Source organism: Candidatus Pelagibacter sp. Uisw_113 (assembly GCF_047717815.1).
In the GTDB taxonomy this organism is placed as follows: domain Bacteria; phylum Pseudomonadota; class Alphaproteobacteria; order Pelagibacterales; family Pelagibacteraceae; genus Pelagibacter.
This window is the reverse complement of sequence record NZ_CP159809.1, coordinates 1,011,551-1,029,095: the sequence shown is the minus strand read 5'-3', so window position 1 is coordinate 1,029,095 and position 17,545 is coordinate 1,011,551. Positions and strand designations below refer to the sequence as shown.

Annotated in this window: 14 protein-coding genes, 2 tRNA genes and 1 other RNA gene; 12 read left to right on the top strand and 5 right to left on the bottom strand. The window is 30.7% G+C overall.

Annotated elements, in window-relative coordinates; genetic code table 11:
* Position 1 precedes the first annotated feature (1 nt).
* Complete coding sequence (gene trxB / locus ABXT39_RS05535; RefSeq protein ID WP_415294753.1) at positions 2-946, bottom strand: thioredoxin-disulfide reductase; 945 nt, start codon at positions 944-946, stop codon at positions 2-4.
* A gap of 21 nt (positions 947-967) precedes the next feature.
* Here trxB and ABXT39_RS05530 point away from each other — a divergent pair, with 21 nt between their 5' ends.
* From ABXT39_RS05530 to ABXT39_RS05520, 3 genes are all read left to right on the top strand, one after another.
* Positions 968-1,921, top strand: coding sequence for a mitochondrial fission ELM1 family protein (locus ABXT39_RS05530; protein WP_415294752.1), 954 nt, complete (start codon positions 968-970; stop codon positions 1,919-1,921).
* The gene (locus ABXT39_RS05525; RefSeq protein WP_415294751.1) at positions 1,908-2,570 is read left to right on the top strand and encodes a hypothetical protein; all 663 of its coding nucleotides are present in this window, start codon (positions 1,908-1,910) and stop codon (positions 2,568-2,570) included. The genes ABXT39_RS05530 and ABXT39_RS05525 overlap by 14 nt, the downstream gene beginning before the upstream one ends.
* 177 nt (positions 2,571-2,747) lie before the next feature.
* Positions 2,748-3,803, top strand: a complete 1,056-nt coding sequence (locus tag ABXT39_RS05520; protein ID WP_415294750.1) for a D-alanine--D-alanine ligase — start codon at positions 2,748-2,750, stop codon at positions 3,801-3,803.
* Here ABXT39_RS05520 and carB read toward each other — a convergent pair.
* A complete protein-coding gene (carB, locus tag ABXT39_RS05515) occupies positions 3,800-7,024 on the bottom strand; it encodes a carbamoyl-phosphate synthase large subunit (protein WP_415294749.1) in 3,225 nt (1,074 codons plus the stop codon). The genes ABXT39_RS05520 and carB overlap by 4 nt on opposite strands.
* A complete protein-coding gene (gene carA / locus ABXT39_RS05510; protein ID WP_415294748.1) occupies positions 7,002-8,198 on the bottom strand; it encodes a glutamine-hydrolyzing carbamoyl-phosphate synthase small subunit in 1,197 nt (398 codons plus the stop codon). Before carA ends, carB begins: the two co-directional genes overlap by 23 nt.
* Positions 8,199-8,326: 128 nt before the next feature.
* Between carA and ABXT39_RS05505 the strand changes: the two genes are divergently transcribed.
* The 5 genes from ABXT39_RS05505 to ABXT39_RS05485 all read left to right on the top strand — a co-directional run bounded on the left by ABXT39_RS05505 (position 8,327) and on the right by ABXT39_RS05485 (position 12,679).
* Positions 8,327-8,788, top strand: a complete 462-nt coding sequence (locus ABXT39_RS05505) for a GatB/YqeY domain-containing protein (RefSeq protein ID WP_415294747.1) — start codon at positions 8,327-8,329, stop codon at positions 8,786-8,788.
* Complete coding sequence (gene dnaG / locus ABXT39_RS05500) at positions 8,788-10,563, top strand: DNA primase (RefSeq protein WP_415294746.1); 1,776 nt, start codon at positions 8,788-8,790, stop codon at positions 10,561-10,563. The genes ABXT39_RS05505 and dnaG overlap by 1 nt, the downstream gene beginning before the upstream one ends.
* A 66-nt stretch (positions 10,564-10,629) precedes the next feature.
* Positions 10,630-12,453, top strand: coding sequence for an RNA polymerase sigma factor RpoD (rpoD, locus tag ABXT39_RS05495; RefSeq protein ID WP_415294745.1), 1,824 nt, complete (start codon positions 10,630-10,632; stop codon positions 12,451-12,453).
* Positions 12,454-12,462: 9 nt separating this feature from the next.
* Positions 12,463-12,537 (top strand) — tRNA-Val (locus ABXT39_RS05490).
* Between the two features lie 65 nt (positions 12,538-12,602).
* Positions 12,603-12,679: transfer RNA gene (locus ABXT39_RS05485), tRNA-Ile, on the top strand.
* A 20-nt stretch (positions 12,680-12,699) separates the two neighbouring features.
* On the opposite strand, the gene ABXT39_RS05480 is transcribed toward ABXT39_RS05485, so the two are convergent.
* A complete protein-coding gene (locus ABXT39_RS05480) occupies positions 12,700-13,296 on the bottom strand; it encodes an MlaC/ttg2D family ABC transporter substrate-binding protein (RefSeq protein ID WP_415294744.1) in 597 nt (198 codons plus the stop codon).
* 37 nt (positions 13,297-13,333) lie between these two features.
* Positions 13,334-14,116: a VacJ family lipoprotein gene (locus ABXT39_RS05475; protein WP_415294743.1), complete on the bottom strand. Its 783-nt coding sequence runs from the start codon at positions 14,114-14,116 to the stop codon at positions 13,334-13,336.
* Between the two features lie 69 nt (positions 14,117-14,185).
* On the opposite strand from ABXT39_RS05475, the gene ABXT39_RS05470 reads away from it, so the two are divergent.
* From ABXT39_RS05470 to ftsZ, 4 genes are all read left to right on the top strand, one after another.
* The gene (locus tag ABXT39_RS05470) at positions 14,186-14,929 is read left to right on the top strand and encodes an N-acetylmuramoyl-L-alanine amidase (protein ID WP_415294742.1); all 744 of its coding nucleotides are present in this window, start codon (positions 14,186-14,188) and stop codon (positions 14,927-14,929) included.
* Between the two features lie 42 nt (positions 14,930-14,971).
* Positions 14,972-15,328, top strand: an RNA gene (gene rnpB, locus ABXT39_RS05465) — RNase P RNA component class A.
* A 256-nt stretch (positions 15,329-15,584) separates the two neighbouring features.
* Positions 15,585-16,052, top strand: coding sequence for a division/cell wall cluster transcriptional repressor MraZ (gene mraZ, locus ABXT39_RS05460; protein WP_415294741.1), 468 nt, complete (start codon positions 15,585-15,587; stop codon positions 16,050-16,052).
* 2 nt (positions 16,053-16,054) lie between these two features.
* Entirely contained in the window at positions 16,055-17,542 is a 1,488-nt protein-coding gene (gene ftsZ / locus ABXT39_RS05455; protein WP_415294740.1) for a cell division protein FtsZ, read from the top strand.
* Positions 17,543-17,545 lie beyond the last annotated feature (3 nt).

Genomic DNA, 17,545 nt, shown 5'->3' with positions numbered 1-17,545 from the left:
GTTAGTGAGATAAGAATTTTTCAGCCTCAAGTGCAGCCATGCAACCCATTCCAGCAGCAGTTACAGCTTGTCTGAATGTTTTGTCTTTAACATCACCTGCAGCATAAACACCAGGGATATTAGTTTCTGTTAAATCTGGTTTAGTTAATAAATAACCTTCTTTATCCATATCTAATTGATCTTTAAAAAGAGCCGTTGCTGGATCATGACCAATTGCAATAAATAAACCATCTATTTTCATTTCTTCAATTTTATTTGTTTTAAGATTTTTAACTTTAATCGCTGTAACATTTTTAGGTTCGCTATCCCCAATAACCTCTTCAACAGCACTATCCCAAATTATTTCAATTTTTTTATTTTCCATTAATTTTTTCTGAAGTAATTTTTCTGCTCTTAAAGTATCTCTTCTATGAATTAATTTTACTTTTGATGCAAATTTTGTAAGAAACATTGCCTCTTCTACAGCAGCATTTCCACCACCAACAACTGCCACAACTTTTTCTTTAAAGAAAAAACCATCACATGTTGCACACGCTGAAACACCAAAGCCTCTATATGCTTGTTCTGATTCTATATTTAACCATCTTGCCTGAGCACCTGTAGAAATAATTATGCTATCTGCAGTATATTTTTGTCCACTATCACCAACTGCTTCAAAGGGTGTAGATTTTAAATTTACTGATCCGATATGATCTTCAATCATTTCTGTACCAACTGCTTTTGCTTGGTCTCGCATTTGATCCATTAACCATGGACCTTGAATTACATCTGAAAAACCCGGGTAATTTTCCACGTCTGTTGTTGTAGTTAATTGTCCACCTGGTTCAGAGCCGTATACTAAAACAGGGCTTAGCATTGCTCGGGCAGCATACACAGCTGCTGTATAGCCAGCTGGACCTGACCCTATTATTAACACTTTTGTGTGTTTAATTGGATTTTCACTCATGCAGAAGTTATATAAGGATAAATGACAAAATTAAAAGGGTTATTATTAACAGAGGGCATGCACGGCATGATTAGCCAAGTTGAAGGATTAGCTAAGGCTTTAGATTTAGATTTTATACACGAGAAGATTGAAATTAATAATTTTTGGAAATTATTTCCACCCAAAGTAACACCTGTGCAAGATTTTGTTTTTAAAAATAAAATTGATAGCCAGTTTGATGTTGTTATTTCTTGTGGAAGAAAAAGTGTAATACCATCAATATATTTAAAGAAAAAATTTAAAAATAAAATCATAAATATTCACATTCAAGAACCTAAAGTGTTTTTAGATAATTTTGATTTTGTAGTTGCACCCGAACACGACGGTTTAAAGGGAAATAACGTACTAACAAGTAAAGGTGCGGTTCATTATTTAACTAATGATGAGTTGGACCAGAATGAAAATTATTTAAAATCTAGAATTAACAGTCAAAAGAAAATTGTTACCTTAATATTAGGAGGACCAACTAGATATTATGATTATAACAATCAAGTCATAGAGGGCATTTTTTCAAAGATTGAACAAAATTTTATAAAAAATAATTATCAAGTAATTATTATTCCCTCAATGAGAACTCCTCAGAATATAATTGAAAAAGCTAAGAATTATTTTTATAAAGATCAAATCATAATCCCTAATGTTGATAAAAAAGCTTATCTTTCTTCACTTAAAATATCAGATCACATTATTGTTACTTGCGATTCTACTTCAATGATTTCAGAAGCTGCAATTACTGGAAAGCCAATTTATGTAGCTCAAATGCCAGCAATTAAAAATAATCAGAGATTTAAAAACTTTTTTAATTTATTCGAGTCTTTAAATATAATAAAAGAATTAAATAATTCTATTGAAAATTGGACTTATACAAAACTAAACGAAACTAATAAAATAGCGAACCAAATAAAAGAAAAAATAAAACAGCATGACTTTTCTTAATTCAATTTTAAATAACTCTAAAGAACACAATGATCCTTTTAAACATTGGGAGTTAAACAAACCATTATCAAATGATGCTATTAATGAAATTATAAGTGCTGACATACCTGATCTAAATCAACTTGATTTAGAATATGATGGAACAAGAGCTATAGATGGGGGTGCACCAGAATTTAGAGAAGGGATAACAAGTGGTGGTAAAGCAATAAAATTTAGATGTTTTATTACAAAAGAAAATAGCAAGAAGTTTCCAGCATTAACAAAATTAATCAATGAACTTCAATCAAAAGAAACATGCTCCAAGATTTCAAGTCTTATAAATAGAGATCTGTCTAATTCTTATGTAAGAGTAGAAGTAATTTGTGATAGAAAAGGATTTTGGCTTAAACCACATTGTGATATTAAAGAAAAACTAGTCTCGTGCTTGTTATTTGTTAATGAATTTAATGAATCTGAGACACTAGGTACTGATTTTTACAATGAAAAGTTAGAAAAAGTTAAAACTGTTCCATATAAAAATAACTATGGTTACTTTTTCACTAGTGGGCCAAATACTTGGCATGGGATGGAAAAGAAGGAGATCGTCAAAGAAAGACGCTGTTTACAAGTTAATTACGTCTCTTTTCCTACGGATTGGAAAGTTAAGTAGTATTAAATTTATAGAGACTTGTATCTATCACCACTGATAGAGCGTACACTTAGTTTTTTTAGATACTGCCAGATAATTTTACACTTCATTACTTAGGCAATAATTTTTTAGAAAACAACTTTATTAGAATAGCCCATCATTCATGCTTTTTTGCGTGGGTTATGTGTTGGATTTATTATGATTATAAAAGACATAGCTAAACAAGGAATTCCAGAAATAGGTAATATTTTACCTTTAAAAAAAAATAATATTATTCCAATAAAAATTAGTAAGACTATAGAAATAGTCGTAGTCCCTAACTTTGGAGAGGTAAATTCACATCAAGATAATGTCGGAATTATTCTAGAAGAAAAAAATGTTCTAAGGATTTTATCTAAACGATATAAAAATGTTTTAATTACTGAAATTAATTCAGAAGAAGATCTTGAAGCCCTAGTTAAAAGAAAGCCTGATTTAGTATTCTCTGGTGTTAAGTATTTCTTTTTTAATAATAGGAAAATATGGCTAAATGATTATTTAGAGATGTTTGAAATTCCATATATCGCCTCAAGTAAAGCAGCTCTTGATAATGAAAGTGATAAAAATAGAGCAAAAAAAATTATGCAAAAAAATAATATTAGAACTGCAGATTTTTTTATAACAAACCCTGGTGAATACTTAAAAGAATCATCAATACCAATAAAATTTCCCCTTTTTATAAAACCAGTAACTGGTGGAGATAGCAGGGGTGTGGATAAAAATTCAATTGTATTTAATTTTGAAGATTTTACCTCAAAAGTATTAGACATTAAAATAAAGCAAAACTCACCTTCTTTAGTCGAAACATATTTAGCAGGAAAAGAATATAGTGTTGGTATTTTTGAAGATAGTATTGACGGAACTTTAAGAGCTATGCCAATAGAAATTATCGTAAAAGAAAATGTAGACGGTCATTGCATTCTTGATTTTGATGTTAAAAAAAATGATGAAGAGAGCGTAATTCTTGTTTCAGATGTTGCGGTCTTTGACAAACTTTCTAAATTAGCAAAAGATTCGTTCAAAGCTTTAGGTGGAAAATCTTTAGGTAGAATAGATATTAAAATGGATCATTTAGGCTCTCCTCATTTTATAGAAGCAAATTTAATGCCAGGTCTTCGAAAAGGCTATTTCTATAGATCATGCGTACTAAACCTTGATATGAGTTATGAAGATATGATTTTCAGTATTGCAAATACTGGTTTGTCTTCACATTAAATATCTTGAAGCGCTGTAACAGTAATTTCTTTTGTTTTTAAAGATCTAATCCCCATCAAGCAAGCTTGAGCAGTAGACATGTTCGTACAATAAGGAACTTTGTTACCTAGTGTTGCTCTTCTTAAAGCCATTGCATCATGAAGACGGTGCTCACTATTTCCACCACCCGTATTAATAACTAAAGCAATTTTTTTAGAATTTAGTACATCAACAATGTGAGGTGATCCTCCACTAACCTTGTTTATTGTTTTGCATTTTATTCCATGCTTACGAATGTAATCTGCAGTTCCACCCGTAGCACATAAAGTAAAATTTAATTTTATTAATTGTTTTGCTAGATCTACACCTTCGTCTTTATGACCATCTTTGAGAGAAATAAATGCCAAACCTTTTGTTGGTAATGAGTTTGAAGCAGCAATTTGGCTTTTTGCATAAGCCATACCAAAGTCTTTATCAAATCCCATAACTTCACCTGTTGATTTCATCTCAGGCCCTAATAATAAGTCACTATTAGGGAATTTATTGAAAGGAAATACAGCCTCTTTAACTGCATATAAATTTTTATTTTTACCCTTTAAATTAAATTTAGATAACTTTTCTCCAGTCATTACCCTTGAGGCAATTTTTGCAAGAGGCAATCCTTTGGCTTTAGATACAAAAGGAACTGTTCTGCTTGCTCTTGGATTTACTTCTATTACATAAATTTCATCATTTTTAATGGCAAATTGAATATTCATAAAGCCTTTAACATTTAAAGCTAAAGCTAATTTTTTTGTTTGAACCTCTATTTCTGTTATCAACTTTGGTTTAATAGATATAGGAGGTAAAGAGCATGCAGAATCTCCAGAGTGAATACCTGCTTCTTCAATGTGCTGCATGATACCTGCAACAAAAACTTCTTTCCCATCAGATATTGCATCAACATCTACTTCCATAGCGTGACTAATAAACTTATCTATTAATATTGGATTATCCTCTGCAGCTTTAAATGCCTCTTCTACAAAGTTTTTTAATTGGCTTTTCTCATGAACAATTTCCATCGCTCTTCCACCTAACACATAAGAAGGTCTCACCATTAATGGCAGACCAATTTTCTCAGCAATTTGAATGGCTTGCTTGTAAGTTTTGGCAATACCACTCTCTGCTTGTTTTAATTTTAATCTATCAAGTAATTTTCGAAATCTATCTCTGTCCTCAGCTAAATCTATAGAGGTGTACTGCGTTCCAAGAATTGGAAGATTGTTATCATGTAAAAATTTAGCAAGTCTTATAGGAGTTTGTCCACCAAACTGAGCAATAATCCCAACAAGGTTTCCTTTTTGCTGTTCTTTTTTAATAATATTATAAACATATTCTTCTTTAAGAGGTTCAAAATAAAGCCTATCACTTGTGTCGTAGTCTGTTGAAACTGTTTCAGGATTACAGTTAATCATTATAGTTTCAAAACCACTATCTTTAAGAGCATAACTTGCTTGGCAACAACAATAATCAAACTCAATTCCTTGGCCTATACGATTTGGTCCACCACCTAAAATTATAATTTTTTTTCTTGAAGAAGGCTCTGCTTCACACTCTGAATTCAAAGCATAATTTCTTTGGTATGTTGAGTACATATAAGGCGTGAAAGATTTAAATTCAGCAGCACAGGTGTCTACTTTTTTGTAAACTGGTAATACTTTTAAAGCAGTTCTTTTTTTTCTAACAAGGTCTTCAGAAATTTTAGTAATTTCAGATAATTTTTTATCAGAAAAACCTATTGATTTAATTCTATTAAATTCATTGTAGTCTTTAGGGAGACCTTTTTTCTGTATTTTATTTTCTTCATCAACAATTTCTTTTATTTGTTCTAAGAACCAAGGGTCTATTTTGCAAAGCTGGTGAATTCTTTTAATGTTTATTTTTTTTCTAAACGCTTCAGCAGCTAACAATATTCTGTTTGGAATATTTTTTTTCAATTCTTTTTCTATTTCTTTTTTGTTAAGTGGAAAAATTCGATCTAAGCCTGAAAAGCCAATTTCAAGAGAAACCAATGCTTTTTGCAGAGATTCTTTAAAGTTTCTACCAATTGCCATCGCCTCACCAACTGACTTCATTGAGGTTCCAAGAATTGCCTCAGAAGTAGAGAATTTTTCAAAGGTAAATCTTGGTATTTTGGTTACAACATAATCAATACTAGGCTCAAAAGAAGCAGGTGTTGTTTTGGTAATTTCATTTTTTAACTCATCAAGCGTGTAACCAACAGCTAGTTTTGCTGCAACTTTTGCAATTGGAAACCCTGTTGCTTTAGATGCAAGAGCTGAAGACCTTGAAACCCTTGGGTTCATTTCAATGATAACCATTCTGCCATCTTTAGGATTGATTGCAAATTGAACATTAGATCCACCAGTTTCTACTCCAATTTTTCTAAGACAAGCAATCGAAGCATTTCTCATTATCTGATACTCTTTATCAGTAAGAGTCAGGGCAGGAGCGACAGTAATAGAATCGCCGGTATGAATTCCCATCGGGTCAATATTTTCAATAGAACAAATAATTATGCAGTTATCTTTTTTGTCTCTAACAACTTCCATTTCAAATTCTTTCCAACCCTCAAGACATTCTTCTATTAGAATTTGACTAACCGGAGACTCGTGCAAACCATCCTTGACTATTTTAAGATATTCTTTTTCAGTTTTGGCAATTCCTCCACCCAAACCACCCAAAGTAAATGCAGGTCTAATTATTGCAGGTAATCCAATTTGTTTTAAAGCTTTTGCTGCATCTCTAATATGATTTACCACCTTAGATTTTGGTAAGTCCAAACCAATATCTAGCATGTTTTTTCTGAATTTTTTTCTATCCTCTGCATTAGAGATTGCCTTAGAATTAGCACCAATTAACTCAATCTTATATTTTTTAAGAATTCCTTTTTTCTCCGCTTCCATTGCTAAATTCAAAGCAGTTTGGCCACCCATAGTTGGTAAAATTGCATCTGGTTTTTCTTTTTTTAGAATTTTTTCTAATACCTCCAAAGTTATCGGCTCAATATAAGTTTTATCTGCAACACCAGGGTCTGTCATGATAGTTGCAGGATTAGAGTTAATTAAAATAACTTTATAACCTTCATCTTTAAGGGCCTTACAGGCTTGTGTCCCTGAGTAGTCAAACTCACATGCTTGACCTATGATTATTGGTCCAGCACCAACGACCAATATAGTTTTAAGATCTTTTCTTTTTGGCATTTTTTTTTATGTTGTTAATAAATTCTTCAAATAAGTAAACACTATCTTGTGGTCCTGGATTTGATTCAGGGTGATATTGAACAGAAAAAACAGGTTTATTTTTTAATCTAATTCCTTCAATGCAATTATCAAATAAAGACTTATGAGTTACTTCAATATTCTTTGGTAATGTTGCTCTTACAATTTCAAAACCATGATTTTGACTGGTAATTTCAACATTATCTTTAATTAAGTTTTTAACTGGATGATTAGCACCTCTATGACCTAGTTTCATTTTTTTAGTTTTTGCACCAAGTGCCAAGGCAAGAATTTGATGACCAAGACAAATACCAAAAATAGGTAAATTATTTTTGATTAATTCTTTAATAATTTCAATTGCATATTTTCCAGTTGCCGCAGGGTCACCAGGACCGTTGGATAAAAAGATCCCATTTGGCTTTAATTTAAGGATGTCTTTTACACTCGTTTTGCATGAAACCACTGTTACTTTACAATTAAGATCTGAAAAATATCTTAGGATATTTTTCTTAATTCCATAATCAATTGCAACAACATGTAATGAGTTTTTTTTATTTTTTAAGTAACCAGTTTCTTTTTTCCAAGTTTTAAAACCTGACCAAATATAATTTTTTTTAGTAGTCACTTGTTTAGCTAAATCTAAATTATTTAACCCACTCCATTTTGTTGTAATATTTGTTAATTTACTAATATTGAAATTGCCTTTATTAGAAAAAGAAATAGTACCTTTAGGCGCTCCATTATCTCTAATATAATTGGTTAAACCTCTGGTATCTAAACCAGTGATCCCAACAATTTTATTTTTTTTTAACCACATGTCTAAATTAACTAAAGATCTATAATTAGAAGGACTTGTTATTTCAGAGTTAAAAATTACACCTTTTGTCCAAACTTTATCAGACTCTAAATCTTCTTTATTAGTTCCAACGTTACCAATGTGTGGAAAAGTAAAATTGATAATTTGCCCAGCATAAGAGGGATCTGAAATAATTTCTTGATACCCGGTTAGAGAAGTATTGAAACAAACCTCACCTGTGGCAGTCCCCTGATAGCCAATACCAACTCCTTTAAAGATAGTTTTATTTTCAAGAACTAAAACGCCTGTGTGAATCTGTGAGATTTTGTTAGAGCTAATTTTTTTTGCTTTTTTGATCAATTACAACTCATGAGTTAAAGGTTAATACAATAAAACCTTAATTATCGCAACAGAGATGTATTATAAAATTATAAAAAAACAATTTTTCTTTTGAAGAATTTTCACTTTGCAGTAGATTAAAAAATATTATGACATTGAAAGAAAAAATTGAAACTAACTATAAAAATTCTCTAAAATCAAAAAATAAGGTTGAAATCTCAACCTATAGGTTAATTTTATCTGGAATAAAAGATATTGATATTATCAATCGATCTGGCTCCGACAAAAAAGAAACAGACGATGAGGACATTAAAAAACTTTTAAAGAAAATGATCAAGCAAAGAACCGAATCAATAGATATCTATAAAAAAAATGACAGAATGGATTTGCTAGAAGTTGAGCAAAATGAATTTGATCTTTTATCTAGTTTTTTACCACAGCAGTTAAACGATGAAGAAACTAAAAAGATATGCGTTGATACAATAAGTAAATTGGGTGCCGCATCAACTAAAGACATGGGTAAAGTGATGGGGGAATTGAAAAAGTCATACCCTGACAATCTAGATTTTGCTAAAGCCGGACCATTACTCAAAGAACTATTGAATAAATAATGAAATACCCAAAAGAGTATTTAGACGAAATTAAAACTCGTTTAAAAGTTTCGACAGTTGTATCAAAGTCTGTCAGTCTAAAAAAAAGAGGCAAAGAATTTGTAGGCTTATCACCCTTTAAAACTGAAAAAACACCTTCATTTACAGTTAACGATGAAAAAGAATTTTATCATTGTTTTGCAACATCAGAGCATGGAAATATTTTTGATTTTGTAATGAAAACTCAAAATTTGAAATTTGGAGAAGCAGTAAAATCACTAGCAAATCTTGCAGGTATGAGACCTTACACATTTTCAAAACAAGATGAAGAACGTGAAAAAAATTGGCAAGAGTATTGCTCAATCTATAATCAATATGTTCAATTTTATCACGATGAAATTTTAAAAAATGAAAGCTTAACTATCGCGAGAGACTATTTAAAGAAAAGGAACCTTAGTAAAGATGAAGTCAAAAATTTTAAGATTGGATTTGTTGAAAGAAACTCTAATTTTTATGAAAAATTAAAAGATGAATTTAGTGAGAAAGTTTTAGTTGAAAGCGGTCTTTTTTATTTAGATGAAAAAAAGAATAAATATGTTGAAAGATTTCGAGATAGAATAATATTTCCGATTAATAATATTTCAGGCCAACCTATTGGATTGGGAGGAAGAACTATCCAAGAAAATAGCTATTCAGCAAAATATATTAATTCTCCTGAAACACCTTTTTTTAAAAAGGGCTCTAACTTATACAATTTAGATTTAGCTAGAAGATTATCAAATAAAATAGATCATGTATATTTAGTTGAAGGATATATGGATGTAGTTGGTTTAAGTAAAAATGGAATTGAGAATGTTGTAGCAAATCTTGGAACCTCTTTAACGGATAGACAAATCTTAATGCTCAACCAATTCTTTGAAGATATAATTATCTGTTTTGATGGTGATGAAAGTGGATACAAAGCAGCGCTTAGAGCAGCAGAAAATTCAATTAAAGAGTTGCAACCAGAAAAACAAATTTCGTTTCTTTTTTTACCAGATGGCGAAGATCCTGATAGTTATGCAAATAAAAATGGTAAAGCAAACTTTATTGATTTTACTAAACAAGCAAAAATCTCAATTCATCAATTTATATTTAACCATTATAAACAGCAAACTGATAACAATCCTTCATCAATGGCTATTTTTGAAAAAAAATTAAGAGCTATTGCTGCGACTATAAAAGATAATTTTATAAAAAAATATGTACTAGAGTTTTTCTTGGAGAAAATTTCATCTTTAACTCCACATAGCAATGTAGGAAAAAAACAATTTTATACTAAAAAGATAAAATCATTACAGTCTACTCAAAAACACTTTAACGAAAGCAAATTATTGAGTGGTGTGGAACTTAAAGAGTTTTCATTGCTTTATTTAATAATGAATAATTTAGATTTATTTCAAGGAAATATTCACATGATTGAAAATATAAATCTATTTAGTGAAGAAAATAAATTAATTCTTGAAACTTTGATAACTAAACTAAAGAGTGGAGAAAAACTTACCTTAGATCAAATTCCTATTGATCCTCAATTAACTGAAAAAATTTTTAAATTTGCTTCGATAAAGCATATTTTGAATAATCATCAAAATGATCAAAATAAAATGTTTGAGTTGCTAGAGGAGGTTTCTAGAGACCTTAAAAACTACGATTTAGAGTTTAGGATTGAAGAGCTTGAATCAAAGTTCTCTAAAGATTTAAGCGAAAGTACTTTTAATGAAATAAGAGAGCTAAAAAAACAAAAAAACATCAATTAAATCCTTCAAAAAATACGTGGATTTTTCTCAAATTGCGCTTATATAAGTCATTTCAAATATACTATTGTGGAAAGAATAATTACAAAATCATTTGCTAGACTTATGGGTCGTGGGACTCATAGAGGATTTATAACTTTTGATGAGTTAAACAAATCATTAGGCAAAAGAAATCTTTCAGACGAAAATTTAGAGCAAGCTTTTATGCATATTCTTGATGAGAATGTAGCACTAGTAGAAAAAAAATCTGATTTTAAAGTTTTAAGAAAAAAGGAAAATTCATCTAAAGAAGAGGGTAAGACGATTGAGAAAAGCGATGACCCTATAAGAATGTATTTAAGAGAGATGGGTGGAGTTGAGCTCTTATCTCGTGAAGGTGAAATCGCGATTGCTAAAAGAATAGAAGCTGGAAAAGATGTAATGCTCATTGCATTAGCACAAAGCCCTGTTACAGCAGAACAATTTATAGAATGGGATAAAAAACTTCAACGTGATGAAATTTTAGTCAGAGAAATTATAGATATTGATACCAATTATATGGAGGACGAAAATACTGGTCCAAGTGCTAAGCAAAGAAATTCAGGTGAAACAGATAAAAATGAAGAAAGTACAGGCGATGAAGATGAGTTTAATCCTACCCTTGCAGCAATGGAAACAGAGATTAAACCTAAAGTTTTAAAAACTGTCAATACTTTAACTAAAGAGTATGGAAAATTAATTAAATATCAAAAAGAAAAGCTAGATTGTATTTTAAATTCAACAATTTTTTCAACAGCTAAAGAAAAAGGTCATGAAAAGATTGTAAGTGATATTTTAGAAAATATTATATCACTTCAGTTATCACCATCTGTATTAGAGGAATTAGTTCAAAAACATTATGTTGAAAATAAAAAAATAGTTTCATTAGAAGGAAATCTTTTGAGGTTAGCAATGGATCAAAAAATTCCAAGAAATGAATTTATAAAGTTTTATATAGGAAATGAAATTAACCCAAATCTTAAAAAGTTTCTTGATACCAACCCTATGTGGAAAAAATTTTTTTCAAAAAATAAAGATGAATTTAAAAATATAAGAGAGAGATTAATAGAGATAAGTCACAAGCTTGGAATGTCTGTTACAGATTACAAGAAGTTAGTTAGCAGAGTTCAGAAAGGTGAAAAGGAATCTAGAATAGCTAAGAAAGAAATGGTTGAAGCAAACCTAAGATTGGTGATTTCAATTGCTAAAAAATATACAAATAGAGGACTTCAATTTTTAGATCTTATTCAAGAGGGGAATATTGGTCTAATGAAAGCTGTAGATAAATTTGAATATAGAAGGGGTTATAAATTTTCAACATATGCTACATGGTGGATCAGACAGGCAATCACTAGATCTATTGCCGATCAAGCTCGTACAATAAGAATTCCAGTTCACATGATCGAAACTATAAATAAAATTGTAAGAACCCAAAGGTTAATTTTGAGTGAGTTTGGTAGAGAAGCTACACCTGAAGAATTAGCACAAAAATTAAGAATGCCTTTAGACAAAGTTAGAAAAGTTTTAAAAATATCAAAAGAACCAGTATCTCTTGAAAAACCTGTGGGAGATGAAGAAGATAGTAGTTTGGGTGATTTTATTGAAGATACAAAAGCATTAGCACCTTTAGAGCAAGCTATTAAATCAAATTTAAGTGAAGCAACGACTAAAATTTTATCAACTTTGACACCAAGAGAAGAGAGGGTGCTGAGGATGAGATTCGGTGTTGGAATGAATACAGACCATACTCTTGAAGAAGTGGGTCTACAATTTTCAGTGACTAGAGAGCGTATCAGGCAGATAGAAGCGAAAGCTCTTAGAAAATTAAAACACCCAAGCAGATCAAAACAGTTAAAAAGCTTTTTAGAAAGTTAAGATTTCAAAGGGACTGTAGCTCAATAGTAGAGTACTGCATTGACATTGCAGGGGTAGTTGGAGCGTAACCAACCAGTCCCACCATTATCAATAATTTTTACCTATGCTAGACATCAGTTACATTATAATATAATCAAAGTTTAATTTTTGGGCCTGTAGCTCAGTTGGTTAGAGCAGTACACTCATAATGTATTGGTCCCAGGTTCGAGTCCTGGTGGGCCCACCAAAAATTATTTTTATAAAAAGTTATTTAATAAAATCTTTAAAAGTAGAAAAAAGAGCATTGATATCACCATCATTACTTTGAATGATAGAAGAAAATTCTTCTTTTTGAGTTCTCGCAAGACTTAAACCCTCAATAATCAAATCTCTAATTTTAGGATTTTCTGGATTTTTAGTATAGATTCTCCAATCAATTTTGACTTCAGGCCTTTGTTCTGTTGAAACTAAAACACTTGAAACCATTGTATAATTTTTATTTAATTTTTTTTTAGACACTACTTTTATTTCAGGATTTGAGTATTCAGCTAATCGACTTGAAAAACTTTTTAAAAAGTACTGTCTAAAAAGAAGGTTGTATTGTTTTAATTGTTCATCGTTAATATTCTTTCTATAAGCACCTAAAGTATAATAACCAATACCATTTATATCGACTGTATCACTTGCAATTTCTTTAAGTTTATCAACTCTTTCTACTTTTGTAAGATTACCACCAAGTGTTTTTGCTGCCCTGTTTACTGTTGATTGAACAAAAATATCTGGTTCAATTGAATATACTTTTCCAATACTAAAAAAAAAAATTATTAAAAATGAAATAATAGTTAAGATTTTTTTTGATATCACTAGTTCTCCTTATGTAAACTTTTAATTTTTTTATATTTTACTGGCTTACTATTTCTTCCCAATCACCTTCGTATATAACTTCAATAGTTGGATTTTTATTTCTAATTTTTCTTTGTCTATTTTGTAGGTATAAACTTTTTACAGATGCATAAAAATCCATAGAATTTTTTTCTAAATTATCAAATGAATCTACAGTTTTTGATCTAAAATCAACAGCAGTTAAAGCTTTTGTTAACATGTAATCAGATTTATCTAAATATTCATTATTACCATGAGTTGAAATATTATAGTAAGGATCTCCACCCAATACATTTATGAATGAACCAGCAGTATCTCTAATAGTTGAAGGTCCTAAAACTGGTAACACTAAATAGCAACCTGCACCCACTCCCCACACACCTAAAGTTTGACCATAATCTTCTTTTTCATACTTAGAAAAACCCATTTTTTTTGCCACATTAAATATCCCAAGAATTCCCACTGTCGTATTGATAATAAACCTTCCTGTATTAACTCCTGCTGTTTTAAATTCTCCTTGTAGAATATTGTTAGGGATGGTTATAAGAGAACTAAGATTAACAAGTACATTGCTTGTTCCACCTCTTACTTGTGATGGTAATGTCCTATAACCTTTTGCAACAGGCTTGAAGATTGCTTTATCCAATCCTTGATTTAGAGCAAAAGTTCCTCTATTTAATTTTTCAAAACAATCTTTAACTGGTTTTGGATTTTTGGACAAACTATTCTCACCATCTGTTCCTGCGCTAACATTAGAAGAGAGAATTATTGCAATTAAAGAAGTTAATATAATTTTTTTCATTACAGTTTGATTATATAGTAGTTATAATCATAATGTAAATCTAGATTTAGCTCTAAATATGACCCAAAAATGGCATTAAAAACAATATTAAATTATTCTCCAAATTTTAATCCCAAAAAAAGAAAATCCAAACAAATCAAATTTATTATTTTTCATTATACGGGAATGAAAAGAGAATTAGAGGCAATAAACAAACTTACCAATATACAATCTGAGGTTAGTAGCCATTATCTAATCAAAACTAATGGAAATATAATCACTTTAGTGCCAGATTTGTACGTAGCTTGGCATGCAGGAAAATCCTCATGGAAAAGTTATAAATCTTTAAATCAAAACTCTATTGGAATTGAAATTACAAACCCTGGGCATGAGTTTGGTTATAAAAAATTTTCTAAAAAACAAATTTCTTCTCTTTTAAAACTAAGTAAATTTTTAATAAAAAAATATAAGATTAATTCTAAAAATATTTTAGGACATTCAGATATAGCACCACAAAGAAAAAAAGATCCTGGAGAAAAATTTCCATGGGAATACTTGTCTAAAAATAAAATAGGCCTGTGGTACACATTAAAAAATCAAGAATTAACAAAAAATAGAAACCTTAAAATTAACAAGTTAGAAGAAAAATTTTTTTTTGATAATTTATTTAAAATTGGGTATTCAAAAAAAAAACGGAAAGGTACAAGCCATGATAGGTTTTTAAGAGATGTAACCAAAGCTTTTCAAAGAAGATTTAGACAAGAGTTAGTCAATGGCAAAATTGATAGAGAATGCTTGCTCATTAGTAAAAATCTTCTTAAGAAATATGATTAAATTTTTCTTGAAGTTCTATAGTTTAGTAATAAATTAGATTTGCTAGATAAACGACTTATCGCTTTAATATTTTTTAAAGAGGAAAGTCCGGGCTCCGCAAAGACACAGTGCCAGATAATACCTGGCGGGGGAAACCCTAGGGATAGTGCCACAGAAAATATACCGCCATAACATGGCAAGGGTGAAAAGGTGTGGTAAGAGCGCACCGGTTCTATTGGTAACAATGAACGCTGGAAAACCCCACTGGGAGCAAGACTAAGTAGAGATGACATTGTTGTAAAACTAAAAGCCGTCTTTGGCTAGTCATCAGGGTTAGTTGCTTGAGCTTAAGAGTGATCTTAAGCCTAGAGAAATGATAGGTTTAAATGACAGAACCCGGCTTATAGTTTGTCTAGCAAACTTATCCACAAGAGGTGTTTACAAAATGTATGAATGTTCACCTTTTGATTCATAATTGAATCATTTCTGTTCTTATTTTTAATCCTAGAATTGCATTGAGTTAAAACTAAAAATTGATTTTAGATTTAATGTGGATACATAAAAGTTATCCACAATTATTAACAAATAGGCTTAAAACGAACATATTGACACTATACTTAAAAACCCATATTGTCCCATATATTCCCAAATATGGAATTTATGAAATATAAAAAATATGTTTTTATCTACTTACGAGAACAAAATAGACAAAAAAGGAAGGGTATCTGTGCCTGCTAGTTTTAGGTCTCATCTTTCTAACTTAGGATACAACGGTGTTATCTGTTATCCCTCATTTAATAATCAATCTATAGAAGCTTGTTCACAAGATAGAATTGAAAAACTTTCTGCAAGCATAGATTCACTAAGTCCATTTGAAGAAAAAAGAGATTATTTTGCAACATCAATTTTATCTGAGAGTATGAATTTACAATTTGATAGTGAAGGTAGAATTTCATTATCAACAAAATTATTAAAACATGCAAAAATAAAAAATAGCATGCTGTTTGTTGGTCAGGGTCAAACATTCCAAATATGGGAAACAGCAGCATTTGAAAAATTTAAGATCAACGCAAGAAAAAAAGCAAATCTAAATCGTGAAAGTCTTAAATGGGAAAAACATTTTAATAACAATGAGGGGAAATAAAAATGACAATTAACTTTAAATCACCAGAAATAAAAGAATTACAACCAAGACTATTAGTAGTTGGAGTTGGCGGAGCAGGTGGAAATGCACTTAATGAAATGATTGATAATGGACTTCAAGGAGTAGAGTTCATAGCAGTAAATACTGATGCTCAAGATTTAAAGTTAAGCAAAGCTAAAGCAAGAATTCAAATTGGTCTAAGTTTAACAAAAGGTTTAGGTGCTGGAGCGAAGCATGATATTGGTCAAGCAGCCGCAGATGAATCTTTAAATGAAATTGTAAATACACTTCAGGGTGCAAACATGGTTTTTATAACCGCTGGTATGGGTGGTGGAACTGGAACAGGTGCTGCACACGTTATTGCAAGAGCTGCTAAAGAATTGAATATTTTAACAGTAGGTGTTGTAACACTTCCTTTTTTATATGAAGGGCCATCAAGAATGAGAAGAGCTCAGCTAGGCCTAGAAGAACTAAGAAAACATGTGGATACAATTATTGTAATTCCAAATCAAAATCTATTTAAGGTTGCGAATGAACAAACTACATTTGAAGAATCTTTTAATCTTTCAAATAATGTTTTAATGCAAGGTGTACAAAGTGTAACTGATCTAATGGTTAGACCAGGTATAGTTAATTTAGATTTTGCTGATGTTGAAACTGTAATGGCTTCAATGGGTAAAGCAATGATGGGAACTGGTGAAGCCGAAGGAGAAGGTAGAGCAGCTAAAGCAGCTGACATTGCAATTAGCAACCCGTTGATTGATGATTATACTTTAAAAGGTGCAAAAGGATTACTAGTAAATATTACTGGTGGTAAGGATCTTAAACTTTTTGAAGTTGATGAAGTTGTGAATAAGATAAGAGCTGAAGTAGATCCAGAAGCTGAAGTAATTATTGGTGCCATTACATCTGGAGACCTTGATGGAAAAATCAGAGTATCAATTGTTGCAACAGCATTAGATGGGCAGCAACCAGAAAGTAAATCTGTAATCAATATGGTTCACAGAATACAAAATAGAAATCCTGGTTATTCAGACTTTAACAGCGCAAGTTCTGCCCAATCGTTTAACTTTTCACCTACAATGACCAGCCCTATTTCACATGGAGCAAATGCATTAAAGTTAGAAAATGAAATAATTGCAGAAACAGCTACAAACACTGCATCATCAGAAATGATGAACGAACAAACTGTTGCCAATCAAGAAGTTGAAAGTATTGTTGAAAATAATCAATCAAATGATTATGAAAAATCTTTTTCAGAGGAAGCATTTACAAATGGACAATCTGAAGAAAGCAGCCAAATAGAAGAAGAGCATGTTTCTAATGGACTTGAAAACTTTGGTGTAGAAGGTGAAGACGCTCCAGATCTATTTAGTTCGGATAGTCCAGCTTCAGAAACGGAAGGCTTATTATCTCCTGAAACTTCAGAAAATACTTCAGAGGATGATGATCTAGAAATTCCAGCATTTTTAAGAAGACAAAAGAATTAATGG

What these genes read in the sequence shown, in the direction of transcription:
- ABXT39_RS05530 (WP_415294752.1), top strand. Translation starts at nt 968, where the DNA reads ATGACAAAATTAAAAGGGTTATTATTAACAGAGGGCATGCACGGCATG.
- dnaG (WP_415294746.1), top strand. Translation starts at nt 8,788, where the DNA reads ATGAAATACCCAAAAGAGTATTTAGACGAAATTAAAACTCGTTTAAAA.
- mraZ (WP_415294741.1), top strand. Translation starts at nt 15,585, where the DNA reads ATGTTTTTATCTACTTACGAGAACAAAATAGACAAAAAAGGAAGGGTA.
- ABXT39_RS05475 (WP_415294743.1), bottom strand. Translation starts at nt 14,116, where the DNA reads ATGAAAAAAATTATATTAACTTCTTTAATTGCAATAATTCTCTCTTCT.
- ABXT39_RS05470 (WP_415294742.1), top strand. Translation starts at nt 14,186, where the DNA reads ATGGCATTAAAAACAATATTAAATTATTCTCCAAATTTTAATCCCAAA.
- trxB (WP_415294753.1), bottom strand. Translation starts at nt 946, where the DNA reads ATGAGTGAAAATCCAATTAAACACACAAAAGTGTTAATAATAGGGTCA.
- carB (WP_415294749.1), bottom strand. Translation starts at nt 7,024, where the DNA reads ATGCCAAAAAGAAAAGATCTTAAAACTATATTGGTCGTTGGTGCTGGA.
- ftsZ (WP_415294740.1), top strand. Translation starts at nt 16,055, where the DNA reads ATGACAATTAACTTTAAATCACCAGAAATAAAAGAATTACAACCAAGA.
- ABXT39_RS05520 (WP_415294750.1), top strand. Translation starts at nt 2,748, where the DNA reads ATGATTATAAAAGACATAGCTAAACAAGGAATTCCAGAAATAGGTAAT.
- ABXT39_RS05505 (WP_415294747.1), top strand. Translation starts at nt 8,327, where the DNA reads ATGACATTGAAAGAAAAAATTGAAACTAACTATAAAAATTCTCTAAAA.
- ABXT39_RS05525 (WP_415294751.1), top strand. Translation starts at nt 1,908, where the DNA reads ATGACTTTTCTTAATTCAATTTTAAATAACTCTAAAGAACACAATGAT.